General features: G+C 72.9%; 16 protein-coding genes and 3 pseudogenes. All 19 read right to left on the minus strand.

The features are described from left to right. Nucleotides 1-64: 64 nt before the first annotated feature. The 19 genes and pseudogenes from FIV44_RS30305 to rpsH all read right to left on the minus strand — a co-directional run bounded on the left by FIV44_RS30305 (nt 65) and on the right by rpsH (nt 22,302). A complete protein-coding gene (locus FIV44_RS30305) occupies nt 65-733 on the minus strand; it encodes a FadR/GntR family transcriptional regulator (RefSeq protein ID WP_246086999.1) in 669 nt (222 codons plus the stop codon). Between the two features lie 456 nt (nt 734-1,189). Then, a pseudogene (locus FIV44_RS33920) lies at nt 1,190-1,579 on the minus strand (alpha/beta fold hydrolase); the annotation flags it as partial. 38 nt (nt 1,580-1,617) lie between these two features. Beyond that, nucleotides 1,618-4,803, minus strand: a pseudogene (locus FIV44_RS07030) (amino acid adenylation domain-containing protein); the annotation flags it as partial. Beyond that, a complete protein-coding gene (locus FIV44_RS33530) occupies nt 4,775-5,371 on the minus strand; it encodes an isochorismatase family protein (protein ID WP_425465157.1) in 597 nt (198 codons plus the stop codon). The pseudogene FIV44_RS07030 and the gene FIV44_RS33530, both read right to left, overlap by 29 nt. Then, on the minus strand, nt 5,308-5,673 hold the full coding sequence (locus tag FIV44_RS31920; protein WP_246086852.1) for an isochorismatase family protein: 366 nt from the start codon (nt 5,671-5,673) through the stop codon (nt 5,308-5,310). The genes FIV44_RS33530 and FIV44_RS31920 overlap by 64 nt, the downstream gene beginning before the upstream one ends. A gap of 177 nt (nt 5,674-5,850) precedes the next feature. After that, a complete protein-coding gene (locus FIV44_RS07040) occupies nt 5,851-7,587 on the minus strand; it encodes a (2,3-dihydroxybenzoyl)adenylate synthase (protein ID WP_246086853.1) in 1,737 nt (578 codons plus the stop codon). Nucleotides 7,588-7,619: 32 nt separating this feature from the next. Next, on the minus strand, nt 7,620-8,804 hold the full coding sequence (locus FIV44_RS07045; RefSeq protein WP_141003825.1) for an isochorismate synthase: 1,185 nt from the start codon (nt 8,802-8,804) through the stop codon (nt 7,620-7,622). Beyond that, nucleotides 8,801-9,565: an SDR family oxidoreductase gene (locus FIV44_RS07050; RefSeq protein ID WP_141003826.1), complete on the minus strand. Its 765-nt coding sequence runs from the start codon at nt 9,563-9,565 to the stop codon at nt 8,801-8,803. The genes FIV44_RS07045 and FIV44_RS07050 overlap by 4 nt, the downstream gene beginning before the upstream one ends. Before the next feature lie 50 nt (nt 9,566-9,615). Further along, nucleotides 9,616-13,641: a DUF5979 domain-containing protein gene (locus FIV44_RS07055; RefSeq protein WP_141003827.1), complete on the minus strand. Its 4,026-nt coding sequence runs from the start codon at nt 13,639-13,641 to the stop codon at nt 9,616-9,618. Then, nucleotides 13,638-16,565 (minus strand): DUF11 domain-containing protein, encoded by a 2,928-nt coding sequence (locus tag FIV44_RS07060; protein WP_141003828.1) that lies wholly within the window; start codon nt 16,563-16,565, stop codon nt 13,638-13,640. Before FIV44_RS07060 ends, FIV44_RS07055 begins: the two co-directional genes overlap by 4 nt. 123 nt (nt 16,566-16,688) lie before the next feature. Then, a complete protein-coding gene (gene map / locus FIV44_RS07065) occupies nt 16,689-17,531 on the minus strand; it encodes a type I methionyl aminopeptidase (RefSeq protein ID WP_141003829.1) in 843 nt (280 codons plus the stop codon). A gap of 49 nt (nt 17,532-17,580) precedes the next feature. After that, nucleotides 17,581-18,155 (minus strand): annotated as a pseudogene (locus FIV44_RS07070) (adenylate kinase). Beyond that, nucleotides 18,152-19,465, minus strand: coding sequence for a preprotein translocase subunit SecY (secY, locus tag FIV44_RS07075; RefSeq protein WP_141003830.1), 1,314 nt, complete (start codon nt 19,463-19,465; stop codon nt 18,152-18,154). Before secY ends, FIV44_RS07070 begins: the two are co-directional and overlap by 4 nt. Nucleotides 19,466-19,649: 184 nt before the next feature. After that, nucleotides 19,650-20,090: a 50S ribosomal protein L15 gene (rplO, locus tag FIV44_RS07080; protein ID WP_141003831.1), complete on the minus strand. Its 441-nt coding sequence runs from the start codon at nt 20,088-20,090 to the stop codon at nt 19,650-19,652. A gap of 1 nt (nt 20,091) precedes the next feature. Beyond that, complete coding sequence (rpmD, locus tag FIV44_RS07085) at nt 20,092-20,280, minus strand: 50S ribosomal protein L30 (RefSeq protein WP_141003832.1); 189 nt, start codon at nt 20,278-20,280, stop codon at nt 20,092-20,094. Further along, nucleotides 20,280-20,924 (minus strand): 30S ribosomal protein S5, encoded by a 645-nt coding sequence (gene rpsE, locus FIV44_RS07090; protein WP_141003833.1) that lies wholly within the window; start codon nt 20,922-20,924, stop codon nt 20,280-20,282. Before rpsE ends, rpmD begins: the two co-directional genes overlap by 1 nt. Before the next feature lie 25 nt (nt 20,925-20,949). Continuing rightward, nucleotides 20,950-21,333, minus strand: coding sequence for a 50S ribosomal protein L18 (gene rplR, locus FIV44_RS07095; protein WP_141007771.1), 384 nt, complete (start codon nt 21,331-21,333; stop codon nt 20,950-20,952). 2 nt (nt 21,334-21,335) lie between these two features. Continuing rightward, nucleotides 21,336-21,875: a 50S ribosomal protein L6 gene (gene rplF / locus FIV44_RS07100; protein ID WP_141003834.1), complete on the minus strand. Its 540-nt coding sequence runs from the start codon at nt 21,873-21,875 to the stop codon at nt 21,336-21,338. Between the two features lie 22 nt (nt 21,876-21,897). Continuing rightward, a complete protein-coding gene (rpsH, locus tag FIV44_RS07105; RefSeq protein WP_056894487.1) occupies nt 21,898-22,302 on the minus strand; it encodes a 30S ribosomal protein S8 in 405 nt (134 codons plus the stop codon). Nucleotides 22,303-22,328 lie beyond the last annotated feature (26 nt).

Raw genomic sequence — 22,328 nt, forward strand, 5'->3', positions numbered from 1 at the left:
GCGCAGGACGACCTGGACCCCTGCGAAACTAAGCCGACCCTAACATTCATCGGATCTTGAGTTGCTACCGGGCCGGCGCGCCGCTCCCGGGGGCGATGTCGCGGCACGCGTGGGTGCCCGCCAGCTCGCCCGCCTCCCGGACCCGCCCGGCCGCGATCGCCTCGAGCAGGCCGGCGTGCGCGTCGTGGCGCTCCTGCTCGTCCTGCCCGATGTGCAGCGCACCGCTCTCGATCCCCCGGCGCAGCGCGGCCATCAGGCCCGAGTAGAGCTCGGAGAGCAGCCGGTTGCCCGACAGGTCCACCAGCAGCGCGTGGAACTGCCCGGGGGTGCGTCCGCGCTCCGAGCCGTCGCTGGCGGCGAGATCCGCCTCGTGCGCCGCGCGCAGCCGGTCCACGCCGTCGGCGTCGGCGAGCTCGGCGGCGAGCTCGGCGGCCTGCACCTCCAGCGCGCGCCGCACCATGAGCAGGTCCTCCCAGGAGTGCTCGGCGGCGAAGTCGGTCAGCACGCTGCGCACCGGGTTCAGCGAGCGCACGAAGGTGCCGCGTCCCGGCGCCGGCTCGAGCATGCCGAGATGGGCGAGGCTGCGCACCGCCTCCCGGACCGTGCTGCGGCCGACGCCCAGCTCCGCGGCCAGCTCGGCCTCGGTCGGGATCTTGCCGTTGACCGGCCACCGGCCCGAGGTGATGTCGGCCTGCAGGCGACGCACCGTCTCGCGCGCCCGATCGCTACCCATGCTCACGTGGGGTGAGTCTAGGCCCGGGACGCCAGCACGTCGGTCACCCTCAGTCCAGCAGGGCCGCGAGGACGTCGGCCACCCGGTCGACCGCGGGGCGGCGTACGAGATCGCCGTGGGTGGCGGCGACGTCGTGGCGGCGCACCTCCCCCTTCGTGTACGACGACCAGCCGGTCGCCTCCAGCCAGATCTCCGCCCGCGGGCGGTCGCGACGACGACATCGACGTCGCCGTCGAGGATCGGGTGCCGGGAGCTGCGCACGATCCGGGCGGCGTTGACGACGCCGGCGATGCAGCCGGCGAGGACGTCGGGCGGCAGGGCGGCGAGGGCGGAGCCGCCGGCGCGCAGCACGTCCACCACGATGGCGCGGTCGAGGACGGGGGCACCGTCGGCGTCGTCGGGCAGGAGTCCCTCGACGCCGCCCATCCGCAGGATGCCGCGCAGCGCCTCCTGCTCGGTGGGCTCGGCGAGGTGCTGCCACTGCTCGGAGGGATAGGCGTCGAGCAGCAGCACGGCGCCGACGTCCTGGTCGTCCGCGCGGGCGAGGGCGGCGACGGCGTGCGCGGCCATCCCGCCCAGCGACCAGCCGGCGACGTGGAACCGGCCGGTGCCGACCACGGCCCGGATCGCGGCCAGCTGGTGGCGGGCGAGGGCCTCGAGGTCGTCGAAAGCGGTGGGCGTGCCGGTGGCGAGCCCGGCCGCCTGGAGGGCGTGGACGGGCAGGTCGGCCGGCAGGGCGCCGAGCAGGCTCGTGTAGCACCAGCCCAGGCCGCCGGCGGGCGGGAGCAGGAACAGCGGCGCGCGGTCGCTGTCCCGGGCGGCGCGCAGGGTGAGGACCTCGTCCAGGCCTCCCCGCCGGCGCTCCCGCCGGACACGAGGGCCGCCAGCCCGGCCGGGGTGGGCGCCGCGAACACGTCGGCCAGGCCGAGCTCGACGCCGAGGTCGTCCTCGACCCGCCCGAGCAGGCGCAGTACGCCGAGCGAGTCGCCGCCGCTGGAGAAGAAGTCGGCGTCGGGGGCGAGCGGCGAGCCGCCGAGCACCTCGCCGAAGATCGCGCACAGCTGCTGCTCGACCAGTGTCGACGGCGCCTCGGCGCCGGCCGCGGCGCCGGTGTCGGGCGGCGCGAGCTCCGCCAGCCGCGCGCGGTCGGTCTTCCCGCTGGTGCCCAGCGGCATCGCGGCGACGGGCACGTAGTGGCTGGGCATCCAGCCCTCGGGCAGCGCCGAGGCGGCCCGTGCGCGCAGACCGCCGACCACCTCGTCCGCACCGACGCCCGGGGCCGGGACGAACCAGACGACCAGCCGGCCGTCCACGACCCCGGCCGCCACCGCGTCGGCCCCGTCCGTCCCGGCGACGGCGGCCTCGATCTCGCCGAGCTCGATCCGCTGGCCGCGGACCTTGACCTGGTCGTCGGTGCGGCCGAGATAGCGCAGCGCGCCGTCGGGGCGCCAGGCGGCGAGGTCTCCGGTGCGGTAGAGGCGGCCGAGGCCCGGAACGTCCACGAACCGCTCGGCGGTCAGATCGGGCCGCCCGACATACCCCTCGGCGAGCTGGACGCCGCCGAGCCACAGCTCGCCGACCACCCCGATCGGCACCGGCCGGCCGCCCGGATCGAGCACGTGACAGGTGGTGTTCCACACCGGCCGGCCGATCGGCACCGCTCGCTCGTCGTCCGGCGAGCAGTCCCAGACGGTGACGTCGACCGCGGCCTCGGTGGGTCCGTAGAGGTTGGTCGGCGCGACGCCGAACCACTCCACGCAGCCCGCCACCAGGTCCGGCGTCAGCGCCTCGCCGCTGCACACCAGGGAGCGGACTACGCCGGAGCGCACCCGCTCGCGGCTGACCCGGTCGGCGAGAAAGGCGCGCAGCATCGACGGCACGAAGTGCAGCGTGGTCACCCGCTCCTCGACCACGAGCTCGGCCAGTCGCCGCGGATCGCGGTGGGCGCCGGGCTCGGCGATCACGACGCAGCCTCCGGCCTGCAGCGGCCAGAACAGCTCCCACACCGAGACGTCGAAGGAGATCGGCGTCTTGTGCAGCACCCGCTCGCCGGGCGCGAGCCGGAAGTAGTGCTGCATCCAGGCCAGCCGGTTGTCGATCGCCGCGTGCCCGACCAGGACGCCCTTGGGCCGGCCGGTCGAGCCGGAGGTGAAGAGCAGGTACGCCGGCGCGGCGGGGTCGGCGAAGACGTCGGCCACCGGCTCGGCGGCCGCGAGCTCCTCGAGCGGGAACGCTTGCCCAGTTCCGCGTCGTCCAGGGCGGGTGATGGCAAAGGCCACTTCGTTCAGACCTCGGCGCGAAGGCATGCTGGGCGCACGTCGAGCGTCGGCAACGCCGCCAGCGCGCGTCATGGGCGGCGCGGGGCGGGCGGGGTCGGTGACCACCAGCGCCACGTCGGCGTCCTCGCACATCGCGGCCAGCCGCGCCTCGGGGAGGTCCGGGTCGAGCGGCAGGTACACCGCGCCGAGCAGCTGGACCGCGTGGATCGTCTCGTAGAGCCCGAGCCCGCGGGGCAGGCGGACGCCGACGACATCGCCCGGGCCGACGCCCCGCTCGCGCAGCCCGCCGGCGATCCGGCGGCTGCGATCGAGCAGCTCGCCGTAGGTCCGGGTCGCGCCGGCGAACACCAGGGCCGGCGCCTCCGGGGTGGCCTCCGCCTGCCGGACGAACCGCTGCGCGAGGGTCGCCGCGTCGTGCGGGTGGGCCGTGGCGTTGAAGCCGTCGATCATGCGCAGCTCGTCCGGCGTCGCGAGCGGCAGCGCCTCGACCGGGAGGTCGGGCTCGGCGCCGGCGAGGGCGACCAGCCACGACCGCAGGCGCGCCAGGTGGGCGGCCAGCTCGCCGGCGTCGTACAGGTCGGGGTGGGCGTCGAGCTCGAGGCGTACGGCGCGGCCGCGGCCGGGCGTGCCGCGCAGCCCGATGGTCATGTCCTCGACCGGGCCGGCGGTGAGATTGCGGACCGCACCCGCGACCTCGCCCAGCGAGATCTCGAGGTCGAACGGGATCAGGTTGAGCTGAGCGCCGAACAGCTGAGCGCCCGGATGCTCACGGGCCAGCATCCGCTGGAGCGCCTCCTGCCGGACGAACGGGTGCTCGCGCACCTCGCGCTGGCCGGCCGCCACGGCGGCCAGGACGTCCGCGACGGTGCCGCGGCCGGGGATGGTCAGGGGCAGCACGTTCGTCGCGGTGCACACGGTGCGGGCCGCAGCCAGCTGGCCGACGCCGGGGACGGCCCGGTTCATCAGCGGCAGCCCGATCCGGGTGGCGTCGCGGCCGGCCATCCGGGCCAGGTAGGCGCCCACCGCGGCGGTCACCAGGTCGGTCCAGCCGACGCCGAGCCGGCGGGCGCCCTGCACCAGCGCGGTCTGGGCCTCCTCGTCGAGCGGGACCACCGCGCGTCGGGCGCGGGCTGCCGGGGACGACGTCCGCCCGGCGAGCGCGACGACGCCCGTCATGCCGGCCAGCCGCTCCTGCCAGGCCGACGTGGCGGCGGTGTCGTCGCGGGCGGCGTCCTCGGCGACCACGTCCGCGAGAACGGCGCCCGGCTCGGCACGGGGTGCGCGCTGCTCCACGATCGCGTCGTGGTGCTCGGCGATGCGGCGGAGCAGCTGCTGCGCGGCGTACCCGTCGGCGACCAGGTGGTGCGCCGCGTGGTACCACCAGCAGCGGCCGTCCGGGAGCCGGAGCAGCGCCGACCGCACCAGCGGATCGCCCCCGGTCAGGCGCATCGGGACGGCGAGGTCGTCGCGCAGCCACGCCTCGGCGGCCTGCTCGCCGGCGACGTCGACCACGGGCAGCGCCACCTCCGGCACCTGCCCTTCAATCAACTCCGTGACGCGCTGCCGCGGCCCGTCCGGGGCCACGGCCAGCTCGACGCGGACCTGCTCGTGCTCGGCGTACGCCCGCCGGTGCGCCTCGCGGAGCACGTCGGCGTCGACCGGGCCGGCGAGCTCGACGACCTCGGCGGTGGTGTAGCAGGGGTTGTCCGGCGCGAGCTCGTGGGCGAAGAACAGGCCCAGCTGCGCGCTGGTGAGCGGAAGGTCAGACACCGACGACGAGCGCGCGCTCACGGAGGAAGGAGATCGTGGGCCGGCGGGTGAACTCGCCGAAGTCGACGTCGACGCCGGACTCGGCGAGCACGTCGAGCACCTCGAAGGCGCGCAGCGAGTCCAGGCCAAGAGAGAACAGGTCGGTCTCCGGGTCCGCGAACGCGGTCGCGACCAGGTCGGCGTCCAGGTGGACGGCGAGCTCGTCGCGCAGCACGGCGTCGAGCCCAGCGCCGGCACCGGCGGCGGCCGGCGCCGCCGGCGTGAGGGCCGCGACGACGCTGTCGGCCGTGGCGACCACCCCGCAACAGCTGGCGATCTGGCGCAGCGCGAGCGCATGCTCCTCGGGCCCGAAGTCGGCGACGGCGTCGGCCACGACGAACGGGTGCACCTCGCGCTGGAAGGCCTCCAGCGCGGTGGCGGTGACGCCGATGTGGGCGTAGACGCCGGTGATCACCAGCTGGTCGCGACCGGCCGCGGCCAGCTCCTCGGCGAGCTCGCTGCGCGCGAAGGCGCTGTAGCGGTGCTTCACCAGCACCCGCTCCCCCGCCTCGGGCGCGACGGCGTCGAGGATGTCGGTGTGCTCGGGCACCGCGCGCATCCCGGGGCCCCACAGGTCCCGCTGCAGGCCCGCGCGGTCTGGTCCTGGTCGCCGCGCTGCGCGGTGTAGAAGACGGGTACGCCGGCGGCGCGCGCGGCGCCCAGGATCTCCGCGGTGCGGCGTACCGCCTGGTGCAGGGCGGCGCAGTCGGGCGCGTAGGGCCGGGTGAAGTACCGCTGCAGGTCGTGGACCAGGACCGCGGCCCGCTCGGCCCGCAGCGTCCATCCGGCCCGGCTGACGGGCAGGGCGGACAGGTCGGGACCGGCGTAGTCGATCGACGGCGGCAGGGGCATCAGGGCTCCTCGATGGGTAGGTCCAAGGGATCGTGCAGCGAGTGGTGCTCAGGGCGCGCGCTGGCAAAGGCCACTTCGTTCAGACCTCGGCGCGAGGGCATACCGGGTCGTCTGGTGAGCGTCGGCAACGCCGCCAGCGTGCGCTCTGGGCGCCGCGCAGCGCGCGAGACCTTGGGACTACTCATCGGACAGACGGGCGGCGAGCAGCCGGCGCAGGTCGCGCCGGCTGTTCTTGCCGACGTGGGTGACCGGGAACTGGTCGAGGAACTCGAACTGGTCGGGGAGCTTGTAGGTGGCCAGGCCGCTGGCCCGCAGGTGCTCGGTGAGCTCGGCGCCGAGATCCGGCCCGGACCGGACGCCGGCCTCGGGGCGGACGACGACGCAGATCCGCTCGCCGAGGTAGGGGTCGGGCAGCCCGACGACGACCGCGTCGAGGACGTCGGGGCGCGCGAGCAGCGGGCCCTCGATCTCCTCGGTGGCGACCTTCTCGCCGCCGCGGTTGATCTGGTCCTTGGCGCGTCCGGTGACGACGAGGTGCCCGCTCGGCAGTCGGCGGACCAGGTCGCCGGTGCGGTAGAACCCGTCGGCGGTGAACGCGTCGCGGTTCACCGGGTCGTCGGCGCCGCCGGGGGCGTAGTAGCCGCGGATCGTGTACGGCCCGCGGGTCTGCAACGCGCCCTCCTCCCCGTCGGGCACCTCGGCCTCGTCGGGGTCGGCCGGGTCGACGATCCGGATCTCGTCGTCGGGGCTGATCGGGCGGCCCTGCGTGGTGAGCACCAGCTCGTCGGGGTCGTCGAGCCGGGTGTAGTTGACCAGGCCCTCGGCCATCCCGAACACCTGCTGCACCCGGGCGCCGAGCACCGGCCCGATCTCGGCGGCGACGGCGTCGGAGAGCCGGGCGCCGCCGACCTGGATCACCTCCAGCGAGGACAGGTCCGGCGTACGACGGCGGGCCGACGAGATCCACGCCTGCGCCAGCGGCGGGACGAGCGAGGTCCAGGTCACCCGCTCCTCGGCCACCAGCCGGAACGCCGTGCGCGGACTGGGATCCCGGGCCAGCACCACGGTGCCGCCGACGTGCAGGACGCCGAGGATGCCGGGCGAGCTCATCGCGAAATTGTGCGCCGCCGGGAGCACGACGAGCAGCACGGTCTCCTCGCCGAGCCCGCAGATCTCCGCCGAGGCCCGCACCGAGTACAGGTAGTCGGCATGGGTCCGCGGGATCAGCTTCGCCACCCCCGTCGTCCCCCCTGACAGCTGGAGGAACGCCACCTCCTCCGCCCGACCCGGCGCAAACAGACCTTCAGAAGACGTCGACCCGGCGCATCCTGACCTCCGGAGGACGCCGACCCGACCCGTCCCCAGGTCAGGATGCGCCGGGTCGGCGTGAATTCGGGGTTCGGATGAGCCGGGTCGGGGCCATTGTTGGACGTCGACCAGCGCCGGCGGCTCGACCCCCTGCGCCCGCAGCCGCTCGGCCACCCGGTCCACCAGCGCGCGGTGGTCGTGGCCGTCGGTGTCGCCGGAGACCACGATCGCCGCGGCGTCGGCGATCGCGCAGAACTGGCTCAGCTCGGTCTCGCGGTGCCCGGGCTGCGCGAAGACGGGCAGGATCCCGGCCCGGAAGCAGCCGAGGACGACGGCCACGAACTCCACGACATTGGGCAGGGCGAGCACCACCCGGTCACCCGGTACGACGCCCGCGCCCGCCAGCCGGGCGGCGGCCGCGTCGGCGGCGGCCGCCAGCTCGGCGTACGTCCAGCGCACGGGCGTGCCGTGGGCGTCGACGCCGACGACCGCCGTACGGTCCGCGAACCGGGTGGTCCGGTCGGCGACGAAGTCCGCGAAGGTCTCGTCGATCCAGTAGCCGGCTGCGCGGTAGCGCGCAGCGAATTCCTCGGGATGGGCAGCCACAGGAGCGAGCGGTGACCGCGCGGACGCGCGGCTCACCCCGGTGGCTCGGTGGTGTCGGGCGGCGGGGTGAAGCCGGTGACGCGCGCCATCGTGGCGAGCTTGGCGCCGGTCTCGCGCACCTCGAGGAGGGGGTCGGAGCCGGCGACGATGCCGGCGCCGGCGAACAGCCGCAGCCGGTCGCCGTCCATCACGGCGGCGCGGATGGTGATGGCGAACTCGCCGTCGCCGTCGCCGTCGACCCAGCCGACGCACCCGGCGAACCAGTCGCGCAGGTCGCCCTCGAGGTCGGCGATGACCGCATTGGCCGCGGCGGTGGGCACGCCGCCCACGGCCGGGGTGGGGTGCAGCAGCTGGGCCAGGCGCAGCGCGCTCGGGCCGTCGACCCCGGGCGCCAGCCGGGCGTGGATCGGGGTGGCGAGGTGCCACACGGTGTCGGTCGAGAGCAGCTCCGGCGTCGCGGGGTACTCGATCTCGACGCAGACGTCCTTCAGGGCGTGCACGATCGCCTCGACCACGAAGGCGTGCTCGGCGAGGTCCTTCGCCGAGGCCTGCAGGCCCTCCGCCCGGCGGGCGTCCTCGGCCGGGTCGTCCGAGCGGGGCACCGAGCCGGCGAGCGGGGTGCACGCGATGGACCGGCCCTCGCGCCGGACCAGCAGCTCGGGACTGGCGCCGACGAGGATCGCGCCCTCCCCCGGCAGGCTGCCGTCGCCGGCGGCCGGCACCAGCGGGACGCTGAACACGTAGCGCCCGGGCCGGGTGGTCAGCAGCCGGTCGATGATCTCGGCGGGCACCAGCGGCGGGGTGCTCACCACGTCGAGGCAGCGGCCCAGGACGACCTTGTGCAGGGAGCCCTCGGCGATCCGCTCCAGCGCGGCGGTCACCATGGCGGCGTACTCCGCGGGCGTGGGGAACGCGGTCACGTCGTACCGGCGCTCGACGACTCCGTCGTGCTCGTGGCGCAGGAGCGCGCGCTCGGAGCCGGCGACCTGGTGGGCGATGCCGGGCGCGCCGGAGGCGAAGGACAGCGCCACCAGCGCCCGCTCCCCCTCGGCGAGGGCGTCGACGACCTCGTCGGCCCAGGCGACGTCGGCGCCGTCGGGCGTCTGCCAGGTGCGGAGCACCCGGTCGGCGACGTACGCCTGCTCGCCGGACGCGAACAGCAGCGGCCGCGCCGCCAGTGCGGCAGGGGTGATCGGTGCGGTCTCTCGATCGTTCACAGCGAGGCTCCTCCGTCGACGAACATCTGTTGCAGCGTCACATGCCGCGCAGCGTCCGACAACAGGAAGGTCACGACCGAGGCCACGTCCTCGGGCGAGGCGATCCGGCCCAGCGGGATGCCGACCCGGAAGGCCTGCGGGTCGCCGTGGACAGCGCGTGCCGCACCATCCTCCGGGTCCGGCCACAGGTCGCGTTGCATGGGGGTGTCCGTCGAGCCCGGCTCGACCACATTGCAGCGCACGCCGCGGGCGGCGAGCTCGAGCCCGGCGGCCCGCGTGGCCGCCGACGCGGCTGCCTTGGAGGCGGCGTACGCGATCATCCCGGTCCGCGGCACCCGGGCCGCGTTGGAACTGACCACGACGACCGAGCCGCCGTCGCGCACGTGGCGGGCGGCGCCCTGGAGGCAGTGCAGCGCCCCGCCGGCGTTGACGGCGAGGTGCCGCTGCCAGTCGGCCTCGGTGACCTCCGCCAGCCCGCCCGGGACCAGGACGCCCGCGGCGGAGACCACCCCGCCCAGCGGTCCGAGGGTCTCGGCCGCCCGCCCGAAGCCATCGCGTACGGCGACCGCGTCGGCGACGTCCGCGACGACCTCCAGCACGGAGCCGGTCAGCTCGGCCGCGACCGCGCGCAGCCCGGCCTCGTCGCGGTCGAGCAGCGCCAGCGGCGTCCCGCCGGCGCCCAGCTGCCGGGCGACCGCCCACCCGATGCCCGAAGCGGCACCGGTGACCAGCACCGGTGCCGCAACGGACTCGCGAATCATGTGATGATAATAAGGCGCACCTTACCTAGGCGTCCATCGGCGTCCATCCGTCAGACGGCGCGCCGACGACGTCCTCCGATCGCAAGGCCGACACCCGCCAGCAGGAGAAGCAGGCCGAGAGCCAGATGCCACGGGCGGAACGACGCGCCGGCATTCGGAAGACCGCCGTCGCCGCGCGAGCCCTCGCCGCCCGCCACGGAGTCGAACCGGTTGACGACCCGGACCGATGCCTCGCCGGGCCCAGCGGTGGGCGTGAGGTCGACGGCGATCGCCGGCTTGCGGGCCTTGGTCACCGCCCCCGCGACGGTCGCCGTCATCGTCGTCGACGCGGCACCGCCGTCCTTGGTCTCGGTGAGCGTGCAGGCCGCGCTCGACGGCAGGTCGTCGTACGACGCCCGGTAGCCGTTGCCGCGCGACAGCAGCCGGTCCGCACCGCCGGGCACGTCGAAGGCCACTCGCTGGCCGTCGACGATCCAGGTGCAGGAGAGCGAGACCCGGAACGGCCCCTTCGCCCCCGGGGCGGTCGCGTCCCCGACCACCTCCTTGGTCACCTCGAGCGAGGTCAGCCGGAAGGTGTTCGTCGCGGTGAGCGTCACCTGGCTCACGCCGCCCTGCTGGGCGGGCGGCGGCACCTCGACGATGCCGTCCACCGGGGCGAGCACCGTCGACGTGGCGCCGCCGGAGCCGGACTCGGTCACCGTGCAGGACGTGCCGATCGCGAACGGGCCGATGGTGCGCGACTCCCCGGCCGCGAGCCGGATCGTGTCGTCGTACGGCGTCTGGCCGCGGTAGGTGCAGCGCACCGGGAAGGTGAACGTGGCCGTGCCGTAGCGCGTCGCACCGTCGCCGTCGACCTTCTTCTCCACGGTCACGGTGCCCGCGTCGTAGGCGTTGGTCACCTCGACGCCGGCCACGTCCGTGCCGGGAGTGATGCTCGCCGAGCCGTCACCGTGGTCGACGACATTGTCGCCGGTGACCACGATCTGGTCGGCGAAGAACCGGTCGGTCTCGGTGAGCTCGCAGGTCGCGCCGACCGGGATGGTGTCCGTCGGCGCCACGAACGTCTCGTCGGCCTCCAGCGTGAACTCCAGCTCGGTGGTGCCGGCGCCGTCGAAGGTGACGTCCCGGCCGGAGATCGACACGCAGCTCAGGGTGAAGGTGAACGGCCCGAAGGTGGTGCCGCTCGCCTGGGTCTGCACCCGCTTGGTCACCGTCAGCCCGGTGAACTGGTAGTCGTTGGCGATGGTCGCCGACGCCGGGACGTCGGTGACGGCCACCGTGACCGGGGTGCCCGAGCGCGAGGTCTCGCCGAACGTCCCGACGGCGCCCTGCTCGGTGAAGGTGCAGGAGCTGCCGTGGGCGCTGATCGGCACGCCGTCGATGCGCGCGGTCAGCCCGTCGGCCTGGCGCAGCTCGGTCACCGCGGCGGCGCCGAGGTCGAGCGCGACGCCGCCGGCCTCGCAGGCGGCGTCGACCCGGAGCTCCTCGGGGGCGTACGACGCCGCCGGGCCGGTGAGCTGCTTGGTGATCTCGACCGAGCCGGTGCGCAGGTGCACGCCGACCCGGTTGGGCGCGATCTGCCGGAAGCCGTTGATCCCGGTGTACTTGAACTTGATGCCGTGCTGGTTCCAGGCCAGCAGGTCGTCGCCCGGGACCGTGCGCGAGACGCCGCTCGGGTCGGCGTCCGAGGCCATCACGTTGGTCGTGGAGAACGTGACGTCGACGGCCTGGCCGGCACGCAGCGAGCCCGCCGTCGTCGTCCGGAAGTCGAGGTGCACGCGGATGCCGGTCACCTGCGACCAGTCCGTGCTGCCGTCGGCCACGGTCCAGGTCTCGCCGTTCTGCTCACAGACCGGCTGGGTGGCGAGGTCGGTCCAGGTGTCGACGCACACGCCCGCGCTCGTGGTCACCTCGACCGTCCGGGTCGTGCCGGCCGGCGCGGAGACCTGCAGCGAGCCGGCGACCAGCTGCGGCCGGAAGGCCGAGCCCCGGGCGCTGCCCGACACCAGCTGCCGGTCACCGCGGACCGGGAGCTGGTCGAAGACCGTCATCTCGTCGATGGCGACGGTGCCGGCGTTGACGCTGTGCAGCACCCAGTCGTCGGTGCCGTCGACCTCGCTGTTGGCCACGCACGGCGAGCGGTAGTAGGAGCCACCCGTCGCGGCGAGGTTCTGCGCGCACGTCGCCGCCGGGTTGGCCGGCTGGAAGGCGCCGGCGAGCGAGCCCCGCACACCCTTGACCGTGTACAGGTTGGGCCCGGTGACGGTGCCGACGAAGTCGGTCGTCCCGCAGGTGTGGGCGTCCTGGCCCCAGTCGCCGGTGAGCGGGCCGCCGGCCACGGTGTTGCGGCAGGCGCCCAGCACCTCGTCGGTGCGCACCGTCATCGTGTTCGTGGCGGTCTGCCCGGTGGACAGGCCGGGCTGCAGCTCGAGGAACAGCCGGATCCGGAACACCTCGCCCGGGCGCATCTGGCGGCCGTCGGCCGGCCAGGCGAACCGGAGCACCGTGCCGCCCGACTCGGGCGTCACCGTCACCTGGTCCGACAGCGTGCCGGTGGGGTCCGCGGTGAAGACCGGCGCCGGCGTGCCCGTGTAGAGCAGCTCCGGCGGGAGCGTGTCGGTCAGGTCGGTGAGGGTGAGGAAGCCGGTGCCCGTGTTCTGCACGGTCAGGTCGAACGGGACCGCGTCGCCGACCGAGGCCAGCCGGTTGCCGTCGTTGGTGAGCTTGCGGACGGCGATCTCGCGGGTGCCCGGCGAGAGCTGGATCGCCGCGGCGGCGTCCTTGCGCTCGGAGTCGTTGCCGTCGGGCCGGGTCGTCCAGGACGTCTGGGTGTTCGGGACGGTGCCGGCGAACACGACGGGGTCGCCCGAGCCGCGGTGGGTCTCCCGCAGCCTCACCTGGAAGCGCGCGGTCGCGGACCAGTTCGGGGCCGGGACGGTGGTGGAGAAGAGCCGGCCGTCGGCCCGGGTGAAGGTGAACCGGACGCCCTGGATGTCGGCGAGCGGGAGGTCGCCGGGCACCTGCCCGGGCAGGGTCGCGGCGGCCGCGGGCGTGCCCGTGACCCACTGCTGGCCGTCGTACACGTCGACCTGGACGCGGTCGGCGCCCGCCGGCAGGCTCACCGTGCCGAGGCCGGTGAAGGTGAAGACGTCCCAGAAGTCGGGCGACTCCGCCTGGTCCTCGATGACCAGGCGCTGCGGCGAGAGCGTGCTGCGCGGGCCGCTGCCCTGGTTGGCGCCGAGCGTCACGGTCACCGGTACGTCGGGCGACGGCTCGTTGATCAGGGTGGGGCTGACCGACTTGCTGGGCGTGATGTTGACGATGCCGCCGGTGAGCCGGATGGTCGCGTCGGCGACGTCGCCGGTCGCGACGCCGGGGCTGGTGACCGGGTCGTAGGACTGCGCGAAGACCCGGTTCACGACGTCGAGCGTGTCGCCGGCCCGCAGCACCTGGTCGGCCCCGGTGTCGCGCAGGGTCGGTCGCAGGCGGGTCGCCAGGGTGATGCTGAGGTCGTTGTCCTGGGTGATCGTGCCGCCGCCGGTCGCCGGGGCGGTGTCCTGGAAGGTCACGCTGATGCCGACGATGGTGCCCGGGCTGGTCACGCCGCCGTTGACGGCGGCCGCCGTGGTCTGCTCGGCCGTGTAGGTGCCGGCGGACGCGTCGTACCGCAGCAGCCAGACGACGCTCGCGGCGAGGTCCACCTGGCCCGGCCGGCTGGCCGCGATGGTGATGCCGGTGACGTCGAAGCGGTTGAGCGGGTTCGGCCGCGACGGGTCGCCGAGGTGGTCCTCGGCCAGGTCGAACGGGTTGGCGTGGGCGCCGGTCGCGTCGGCAGTGCTCGCGCAGGCCGCCAGCGTGGTGTCGGTGCAGGCCGCCGGGTCGGTCAGCCGGACGTACGACGCCCGCGCGGTCGAGCCGTTGTGGCCGACCATCGTCCAGGTCGCGGTCGGGTAGTCGCCCGCGGAGGTGCCGACGGGCGGCACGTGCACCGGGTCCGTGGGCGCGACGGTCTTGGTCACCGCGACCGCCGGGTCGGGGTCGAGGATCTGGATGGTGTCGTCGTCAGTGCCGGTCACCGGCATGCCGCCCCCAGCGGCATGCCGGTGATCCGGACGTCGTTCTCGACCAGGCCCTGGTCGGGGGTGTTGTAGTCCCGCTCCTCGACGACGAACGCGCCGTCGGAGCGGGCCTTGTCGCGCACCTGCCACAGCAGCGAGAACCGGCGGTCGGTGCTGCCGGCCCCGACGCCGGTGCCGGCGTCGGGCGCGTACGGGTCGAAGGCCGCGCCGGGCTGCTGGGCCGCCTGCCGCGCCGCGGTGTCGGCCGCCGTCTCGGCGAGCGTGATCCGCACCCCGGTGGTCGAGGCGCGCTGCGGACCACTGAGCTCGTAGCCCTTGAAGCCGCGGGAGCCCTCCATCCAGGAGCCGCCGGGCGGGGCGACCGGCTCCCACTGGTCGGTGACGTCGTTGTAGAGAGCGACCTCGGTGACGGTGTCGTAGCGGAGGTACCAGCCGTTGGTGTACGGCGTGCCGCTGGCCGCGACCGGCTCGATCCGGACCAGGTCGAAGGCGTCGTACACCGTCTGGGCGACCGGCGTGGTGGCCGGGTCGGCGGCGCCGTCGGTGATCGTCACCGGCGAGAGGCCGCGGCCGACGTGCCAGTCCAGGTGGGTCGTGGCCCGGTCGCCGGACTGCGCGTCCACGGCCGCCTCGACCCAGTTCTTGCGGAGGTGGACGCCGGTGCCGGGGCCGTCGGGATCGGTGACGACGGTGCCCGTGCCGGTGTCGCCGTCGGCGTCGTGCAGGTCGTTGCCGCCGGCGGACTCGCCGTCGGCCTCGACCGTGGCCGAGTTGACGTAGGGGGTCGGCTGGTCGGGTCCGGGCGTGATGGCGCCCCCGCCGCGCAGGTCGCTGCGCGCCTCGAACTCGATGTTCGGGGTGACCGTCGTGTCGGACGCGAAGCCCGCGGCGTTGTGGAACGAGAAGCGGATGCCCTGCACGTCCTCGCCGGTGAGCGGCGCCAGCGCGGCCGCGGTCGCGGCGGCGTCGAGCCGCAGGACCGAGGCGCCTGCCTGCGGACCGTGCACGACCAGCTCGTGCCAGGCACCGGCGGTGTCCTGGACCTCGACCGTCAGGACGGTTCCGGCCGGGACCTGGGTCGGCGCGATGGAGACCAGGTCGAAGGCGTCCCAGAACTCCGCGCTGCCGCCGCCGACGGCGTCCTCCACGACGATGTCGTGCACGAGCGCGCCGTCGCCGTGCGCGACCGCGTTGGCCGACAGCGACGAGATCACGGCGTCGCCGGGCTCGACCGCCGCCGAGGGCCGGACCGTCTTGGTCAGGGTCGTGGTGATCGCCGGGTCGACGATCCGCAGCGTGTCGCTGTCGTCGTCGGCGTCGGTGAGGCCGTTGGCGGCGCGCACGTCCGCGTCGACCCGGTTGGTGAGCGTCTTCTCGGGCAGGCCGCCGGTGGCGTCCTCCGTGGTGGCGATGGTGAAGGTGGCGCCGCCGGACTCGTCGGCGCCGATCGGGCCGGTCCAGGTGATCTCGAACCCGGAGATCCTCGCGCTCGGGCCGGTCGGCAGCTGGCCGCTCGTGACGGTCTCGCTCTCCTGACCGCCGCCCAGCAGGTGGTAGGTGATGGTCGCCTCGGTCGCCGCGGCGGGCCAGTTCAGCGCAGCGGTGAACCCGCCGAAGGTGACCTCGTCGTCGAAGAAGTCCAGGTCGGCCACGTGCAGCCGGGTGACCGGGACGCCGCCGTTGGTGCCGGTGATCGTCGCCGTGGCCTGCTGGCCGGCGGTGATGCTGCCCGGGGAGATGTCCTTGTTGGCCTCCACCGAGGGGATGGCCGGCCGCACGACGTACGACGCCGTGCCGTCGTCGTTCGCGGTCGGCTGGCCGCTCAGCTGGGCGCTGCCGGTCGCGGTGTTGTCGACCTGGTGCTCCGCGGTCGACAGGTCGGCTTCGTCGTTGCGGTGGGTGGCGCGCTGCTCGAGGCCGAGGTCGAGCTCGACCCGCTGGCCGGGCGCGATGGTCCCCTCGCAGGTCAGCCGGATGCCGCCGACCTGGCCGTCGGTGACACCGCTCGGCAGGCTGAGCGGGTCCGTCGCGGGGGCCGCGTCGCCCTGCTGCCAGCTCCAGGTGCCGCCCGTGCGGACGTAGGCGTCGACACGCACGGTCGTGCAGCCCGCGGGCAGCGACACGTCGCCGAAGCCGGTGAAGTCGGTGATGGTGAACGGGTTGCTCGCGGCGAGGGTGGACGCGCCGTCCGGCGCGGCCTTCGGCTCCTGGATCGTCAGCCGGTCGACCGCGACATTGCTGTTGTTGCGCACGTCGAGGCCGATGGTCGAGTCCGCGCCGGGCTCGAACGACTGGCTCGCCGGCGTCCACGACTTGTCGACGGTCACGCCCATGCCGACCGGCGCCTCGACGTTGATCGTCGCGCTGCTCTGCTTGGTGTCCGCATTGGACGCCGACACCCGAGCGGTGTTGACGATGTCGGGGCTGCGGCCCGGCGGGTAGTCGTCGGGGACCTTGAGCGAGACCGAGATCGTGTATGTCGTACCGGCCTCGAGACCGACGCCGACGGGACCGTCGGTCGGCTGGGCCAGGTCGACGGTCAGGCTGGTGCCCGCGGTCACCGCGGCCGGCGGCGCGGACCCGCCGCCGGGCTGCCAGGTCACCGTGCGCGGCACCGTGCCGGCGTTCGGGCTGAAGGTGACGTTCTGGATCGGGAAGCCCACCAGCTCCGCGGGCAGCTCGTCCACGACCCGGGTGTCGAGGCAGTCGTCCTCGGAGCACCGCACCTGGATCAGGTAGGTGAAGGTCTCGCCGGGCTGCGGCTCCGCCTTGTCCACCGTCTTGTCGATCTGCAGCGAGTTGGGTGCCCCCGACGACGGCGAGACCACCGCCACCACACCCAGCACCGCCAACAGCACAGCCAGGACCCCGATGCCCCAGCGTCGAACATTTCCACCCGACTGCGGGCGCACGTCATCCACGATTTTCACTTCACTCCCTCTCCCGCCGAGGACCGTACGGGTGAAAGGAGGCCGCCCATGGCCGAATCCGGGTAAAAGCTATGCAGGTCGCACCGGTTTCACCCGGTTTGTCACCCGAAGGGACTACACAGACCCACCGAAAGGCACCCCCAGGGCGCTCAGCCGCGCCTCACCGCCGTCCTCGGCGGTGAGCACCCACACCCCCGCCTCGGTCAACGCGAAGGTGTGCTCGTAGTGCGCCGCCCACCGGCCGTCGGTGGTGACGACGGTCCAGTCGTCGTCGGCGACGTCGGTGTCGGGGGCGCCGAGGGTGATCATCGGCTCGACGGCCAGGGCGATGCCCTGCCGCAGCCGCGGCCCGCGGCCGGGCCGGCCCTGGTTGGGGACGTCGGGCTCCATGTGCATGGCGGTGCCGATGCCGTGGCCGGTGTAGCCCTCGACGATGCCGTAGTCGCCCTGGCCGTGGACGTACGACGCGACCGCGTGGGAGATGTCGCCGACCCGGCCGCCGGCGCGGGCCGCCGCCAGGCCGCGCCACAGCGCCTCCTCGGTCACCCGCATCAGCTCGGCGACCTCGTCGCGCACGGTGCCGACGGCGACGGTGATCGCGGCGTCGCCGTGCCAGCCCTGCCCGGCGTCGTCGAACACGATCGCGCCGCAGTCGATGGAGATGACGTCGCCGTCGGCGAGCACCCGGGGACCGGGGATGCCGTGGACGACCTCGTCGTTGACGGAGGCGCAGATGCTCGCGGGGAACGGCGGCTCGCCGTACCCGAGGAAGGACGGGACGCCGCCCTGCTCGCGGATGCTCTGCTCGGCCAGCGTGTCGAGCTCGGCGGTGGAGATGCCGGGGCGGACGGCCTCGCGCAGCCGGGCCAGGGTGCGGCCGACGACGAGGCCGGCCGCACGCATCACGCGCACCTGGTCCGGGGTCTTGATCTCGATCCGGCGCTGGTCGAAGAACATGATCAGCTCGCCCGGGCGGCGAAGGCCGTCTGCGACACGCTCGGGCAGATCAACTCTGCGGGACGGAGTCGAGCGCGTCGAAGATCCGCTGCTGGACCTCGGCGATGTCGCCCATGCCGTCGACGGAGACGACCAGGCCCCGCGTGGCGTAGACCTCGATGAGCGGCTCGGTCTCCTCGGCGTACACCTCGAGGCGGCGCCGGATGACGTCCTCGGTGTCGTCGGGCCGGCCCTCGATCTCGGCCCGCTTGAGCAGGCGGCCGACGACGGCGTCGGTGTCGACGGTGAGCACGAGGACGGCGTCGAGCTGGTGGCCGGTCGCGTCGATCATGCCGTCGAGCTCGGTGACCTGGGCCAGCGTCCGGGGTAGCCGTCGAGCAGGAAGCCCTGCTCGGCGTCCGGCTCGGCGATCCGGTCGCGGACCATGTTGTTGGTGATCTCGTCGGGGACGTACTCGCCGGCGTCCATGTAGCGCTTCGCCTCGACGCCGAGCGGCGTGCCCTGGCCGACATTGGCGCGGAAGATGTCGCCGGTGGAGATGGCCGGGACGCCGAAGTGGTCGGCGACCGCCTTCGCCTGGGTGCCCTTGCCGGCCCCGGGCGGGCCCATGATCAGAAGCCTCAACGCAGGAATCCTTCGTAGTTGCGCTGCTGGAGCTGGCTCTCGATCTGCTTCACCGTGTCGAGTGCGACGCCCACCATGATCAGGATGGACGTGCCGCCGAACGGGAAGTTCTGATTGGCATTGATCATCACGAACGCGATCAGCGGTACGAGCGAGATCAGACCCAGGTAGAGAGCGCCCGGCAGCGTGATGCGGGACAGGACGTAGGACAGATAGTCCTGGGTCGGCTTGCCCGCCCGGATCCCGGGGATGAAGCCGCCGTACTTCTTCATGTTGTCGGCCACCTCTTGCGGGTTGAAGGTGATCGACACGTAGAAGTAGGTGAAGAAGATGATCAGGGCGAAGTACGCCGCCATGTGCAGCGGGTTCCCCTGGTCGACGAGGTACTTGTTGACCCACCGGATGATCTGGTTGGGGTTCTCCTGGTTGAACTGCACCGCCATCGCCGGCAGGTAGAGCAGCGACGAGGCGAAGATGACCGGGATGATGCCCGCCTGGTTGACCTTGAGCGGGATGTACGTCGAGCTGCCGCCGAACATCTTGCGGCCGACCATCCGGCGGGCGTACTGCACCGGGATGCGGCGCTGCGCCTGTTCGATGAAGATGACCGCGGCCACCAGGACGAGGCCGATCGCGACCACGATGCCGAAGGTCCACCAGCCCTGGCTGATCCTGACCTGCCACAGCGCGGTCGGGAAGGTCGCGACGACCTGGCAGAAGATCAGGATCGACATGCCGTTGCCGACGCCGCGCTCGGTGATGAGCTCGCCGAGCCACATGATGACGGCGGTACCGGCGGTCATGGTCACGACCATGACGAGGAAGGTCGTGGTGTCGTTGCTGTGCAGCAACGGGAATTGCGAGCTGTCACATCCCTGCAGCAGGTTGCCGGTGCGCGCGAGCGCGACGATGCCGGTCGCCTGCAGCACCGCGAGGCCCAGGGTGAGATAGCGGGTGTACTGCGTGATCTTCGTCTGACCGGCCTGGCCCTCCTTCTTGAGGGCCTCGAGCCGCGGGATCACCACGACGAGCAGCTGCAGGATGATGCTCGCGGTGATGTACGGCATGATGCCGAGCGCGAAGATCGTCAGCTGGAGGAGCGCTCCACCGGAGAAGAGGTTGACCAGGCTGTAGAGGCTGGCGTTGCTGCCCTCCTCGACGACCTTGATGCACTTCTCGACATTGGCCACATGGACGCCAGGGGCCGGGATCTGCGATCCGGCCCTGAAGATGACGATGATCATCAGGACGAACAGCAGCTTGCGCCGCAGGTCCGGGGTCCGGAAGGCGTTCACGAACGCGGTGAGCACGCGGGTCCTCTTCTCTCATCGCTGGCCTTGTGGCCAGCGGGAAGCCTAACAGGGAGGTCACAGCCCCTTGACGGGGTACGACGAGCAGGCCGGCCGGCGACGTACGGAGACGACACGAGGGGCGCGGCGAGACCTGGGACAACCCAGGACCGACGCGCCCCTCGCAGCATCAAGGCTCACGCCGTCACACGACCGTGACGGTCCCGCCGGCGCTCTCGATCTTCTCCTTGGCCGAGGCCGAGAACGCATCCGCGCTCACCGCGACCTTGACCGTCAGGTCACCCTGGCCGAGCACCTTGACGGGGTGGCCCTTGCGGACCGCGCCCTTGGCGACCAGCGTCTCCGGGGTGACGTCGCCACCCTCGGGGAACAGCGTGCTGATCTTGTCGAGGTTGACGACCTGGAAGGTCACCTTGAAGGGGTTCTTGAAGCCCTTGAGCTTCGGGAGCCGCATGTGCAGCGGCATCTGGCCGCCCTCGAACGCGACCGGGACCTGGTAGCGGGCCTTGGTGCCCTTCGTACCACGACCGGCGGTCTTGCCCTTGGAGCCCTCACCACGACCCACGCGGGTCTTGGCGGTCTTGGCGCCCGGTGCCGGGCGCAGGTGGTGCAGCTTGAGCGTCATCTCACTCGCCTCCGACGACCTCGACCGTCACCAGGTGACGGACGGTGTGGACCATGCCCCGGATCTCGGGACGGTCCTCCTTGATCACGACGTCGCCGATCCGCTTGAGGCCGAGGCTGCGCAGGGTCTCGCGCTGGTTGGCCTTCGTGCCGATCTTCGACCTGGTCTGCTGGACCTTCAGCTGTGCCATCAGACCGACACCGCCTCAGGGGCCGCCGCCTTGGCGGCCGCCGCGGCGGCCTCGCCCTCGGCCTTGGCCTTCAGCAGCGCCGCCGGGGCGACGTGCTCGACGGGCAGACCACGGCGTGCGGCCACCGCCTCGGGCTGCTCCATCATCTGGAGCGCCGCGACGGTCGCGTGCACGATGTTGATCTGGTTGGACGAGCCCAGCGACTTGCTGAGCACGTCGTGGATGCCGGCGCACTCCAGGACGGCGCGCACCGGACCACCGGCGATGACACCGGTACCGGGGGCGGCCGGGCGCAGGAACACCACGCCGGCGGCCTTCTCGCCCTGGACCGGGTGCGGGATCGTGCCCTGGACGCGGGGGACGCGGAAGAAGTTCTTCTTCGCCTCCTCGACGCCCTTGGCGATCGCCGCGGGAACTTCCTTGGCCTTGCCGTAGCCGACGCCGACCAGGCCGTCGCCGTCACCGACGATCACGAGGGCGGTGAAGCTGAAGCGACGACCACCCTTCACGACCTTGGCGACGCGGTTGATCGCGACGACGCGCTCGACGTACTGGTTCTTGTCGGCGCCGCCACGGCCGCCGTCGCGACCGCCACGGCCACCACGGTCGCCGCCCGAACGCTGTCCGCGCTGGGGTCCGCTCATGATCTCTCCTCAGTCCTGTTCGCGGTCAGAAGGTCAGGCCGCCCTCGCGGGCGCCATCTGCCAGGGCCGCGATGCGACCGTGATACTTGTTGCCGGACCGGTCGAAGACGACCGACTCCACGCCCTGCTCCTTGGCGCGGGCGGCGACGAGCTCGCCGACCTTCTTGGCCTTGGCGGTCTTGTCGCCGTCGAAGGCGCGCAGGTCGCCCTCGAGGGTCGAGGCCGACACCAGGGTCTTGCCGACCAGGTCGTCGACGACCTGCGCGGTGATGTGCTTGCTCGACCTCGTGACCACCAGCCGCGGCCGCAGGTCAGTGCCAGAAATCTTCTTGCGACCGCGGATCTGGCGGCGCAGCTTGGAGCTGGCGCGAGCCGAGAGGTTCCGCTGGTGCTTGAGGGTGATCGCCATGGTCACTTACCAGCCTTTCCGACCTTGCGACGGACGTGCTCGCCGGCGTACCGGACGCCCTTGCCCTTGTAGGGCTCGGGCTTGCGGAGCTTGCGGATGTTGGCGGCGACCTCGCCGACCAGCTGCTTGTCGATGCCCTGGACGCCGAGCTTGGTCGGGCCCTCGACGGTGAAGCTGATGCCGTCGGGCGCGTCGAAGATGATCGGGTGCGAGTAGCCGAGCTGGAACTCCAGCTGGGTCGGTCCCTTGGACAGGACGCGGTAGCCGACGCCCACGATCTCGAGCTTCTTCTCGTAGCCCTCGGTCACGCCGACGACCATGTTGTTGATCAGGGTGCGGGACAGGCCGTGGTAGGCCTTGGACTGACGCTCGTCGTCGGGACGCTTGACGTCGAGGACGCCCTCGCCCTTCTCGACCGTGATCGGGGCGACCACGGTGTGGCTCAGGGTGCCCTTCGGGCCCTTGACCGTGACGGTGGCGCCGTCGATCTGGACGTCGACCCCAGCCGGGACCGGGACGGGGAGCTTGCCGATGCGCGACATGTTCTTCTCTCTCCTTCCCTTGTCACCAGACGTAGGCGAGGACTTCCCCACCCACGCCCTTCTGGTTGGCCTGGCGGTCGGTCAGCAGACCCTGGCTGGTCGAGATGATCGCCACGCCCAGGCCGCCGAGCACCTTCGGCAGGCCGGTGTGCTTGGCGTACACCCGCAGGCCGGGCTTGCTGATCCGGCGCACGCCGGCGATCGAGCGCTCGCGGTTGCGGCCGTACTTGAGGGTGACGGTCAGCAGCTTGCCGACGCCGTTCTCGTTGTCGGCGACCCCGTAGGAGGTGATGTAGCCCTCCTGCTTGAGGATCTCCGCCACGCCCTCCTTGAGCTTGCTGTACGGCATGGTCACCGCGTCGTGGTACGCCTGGTTGGCGTTGCGCAGACGCGTGAGCATGTCTGCGATCGGGTCAGTCATCGTCATGATGTGTTTCCTTCTGCTGTGGTTTC

It is taken from the genome of Nocardioides humi (assembly GCF_006494775.1).
GTDB classification, from domain to species: Bacteria; Actinomycetota; Actinomycetes; order Propionibacteriales; family Nocardioidaceae; genus Nocardioides; species Nocardioides humi.